We start from the raw sequence: 2,066 nt of genomic DNA on the forward strand, positions 1-2,066 counted from the left end.
AGTACGGCTATGCCTACATGGCAGAAGGTGATTGCAAGTTCAAACCAGCGGCCAACAATCGCTGTACGACAAATTTATGTCAAAAACAGTTGCCTGAATTTGGCTTTGAGATCGAAAAGTCAGTTATGACGATGGGGCGAAAGTGTACTTCAAAACGGAGGCTGGGTGATAGCTCGCTTCTCCGGCACTGAGCCACTGCTGCGCATTTTTGCTGAGATGCAGGATAAAGAGACTGCCGAACTGGTCGTTAATCAATTTAAAGAGTTTTTAGCCCTTTAAACATCACTCGACAAAGCGATGAGATAACGTACCTTTGCCCGATCCAATTTTGGTCGGGCTTTTTCTTTGTTAACAGAGTTAAAAGCCAAAATGCCTTGCGTGTCGACTTTCACTGACACCATTTGCCCGATATTGAGTGCTTCTGCCGAACTGGCGAGTCAGCTTATTTCCATTGGCTTCGATCACATAGCGGCAGTGATCACCCATAAATTGCTGCTCCATAATACGGATACTGCTTTCCTCTGCGGCACTGATTTGAATGTGCTGAGGRCGCAACAACAACTCACACTGATCATTAATCAAAATCGATTGCTGCGCGGTGGCTTCGACGACGCCCAAGTGGGTTTCAAATTCAGATTCAGACAAACGCTTGGCAGGTAGATAACTGCCGCCACCAAGGAAATCGGCAACAAACTTCGCTCGACGGTTTGTAATAAAGCTCAGAAGCGGTGCCATATTGTTCAATCACACCATGATTCATCACCGCCATTTATCGGCAAAGGCAAACGCTTCTTCTCGGCTATGCGTAACGAAATGCTGTACGCCTTGCTGCTTAAAATTTTACGAATCTCCGCAATCAAGTTCATGGCGTACTTGCGTATCGATGTTCGAAAACGGTTCATCGAGCAAGAGCAAATCTGGCTTGTACGCCAACGAACGAGCAATCGCCACTCGTGCTGTTGGCCACCCGAGTAGCTGGTGCGGGTAACGATCAGCAAAAGGAGACAAATGCACCAACTCTAGCATTTCTTTGACTTTGCTCTGGCGAGCTTCACTGCTCCAACCGCGCAAACCAAACGCCACATTCTCTGCCACGGTAAGGTGAGGAAACAGCGCATAATCTTGGAAAATCATGCCGATATTACGCTGCTCAGGTGGAACCCAATGCTCACCATTATCGATCATCATGCAGTTTAAACTCATCTCTCCCGAAGAGAGAGGCAGCAGCCCTGCGATGSYTTTCAATAAAGTGGTTTTTCCGCAACCACTGGCCCCAAGTAAACAAACAATCTGCCCTTGTTCCACTTCYACGAGAGAGTGACTCAAGCACCGTTTGAGCATCGTATTGACAAGTCAGGTTTTTATCGATAGTGCACAACTCATTAGTTGACTCTGCTCCAGTGAACGGTTAACGATAACAAGGGGGATCAAGCCAACCAACACCAACAACACCGCCGGTAATGCGGCCAGCTCCAAACGCTCGTCGGAGGCATAGTTGTAAACATAGGTGGCCAAGGTTTCAAAGTTGAATGGGCGCAGTAGCAGCGCAGCATTCAGCTCTTTCATCGACTCAATAAATACCAACAATCCCGCAATCAGCATGCCGCGTTTGATCAACGGGAAATGCACACGCCATAACATGGCATTGGCATGGCAGCCCATGGTGCGTGATGCCATATCGAGCGAAGGTGAGATTTATTAAACTACTTCAATACTGCCAATCGCCACCGCAAGAAAACGCACGACCATGGCAAAAATGATCGCAAAATGGTACCTGAGAAAATCAGACCTGGTCTGCCCATCCCATGTATTTCGCAACATCATTGACCAAGTGATCCATAGACAAAACAGGCACCATGATGCCAATCGCCAATACGGTACCTGGCACCGCATACCCCAATGACGATAAACGAATACACGCCAAGCTGGTTTTCTGATTGTGTAATCGATGATTGAATTGACGATCAATGCGACAATCACTGCAACGATGGCGGCCGCAATCGAGACTTTAAGACTATTCATGGCAAAGCGACGAAATTCATTGGTCCAAGCTTTGTTCGAAAATA

Annotated in this window: 3 pseudogenes; 1 reads left to right on the forward strand and 2 read right to left on the reverse strand. The window is 47.3% G+C overall.

The annotated features are described in order from the left end of the window. Positions 1 to 279 (forward strand): annotated as a pseudogene (locus CIK04_RS24275) (phosphoglucomutase/phosphomannomutase family protein); the annotation flags it as partial. On the opposite strand, the pseudogene CIK04_RS24280 reads toward CIK04_RS24275, so the two are convergent. Further along, positions 276 to 1,383: pseudogene (locus tag CIK04_RS24280) on the reverse strand (ABC transporter ATP-binding protein). The pseudogenes CIK04_RS24275 and CIK04_RS24280 sit on opposite strands and share 4 nt — an antisense overlap. A gap of 9 nt (positions 1,384 to 1,392) precedes the next feature. Next, positions 1,393 to 2,066 (reverse strand): annotated as a pseudogene (locus CIK04_RS24285) (ABC transporter permease); the annotation flags it as partial.

This window comes from Vibrio sp. 03_296 (assembly GCF_002265885.1).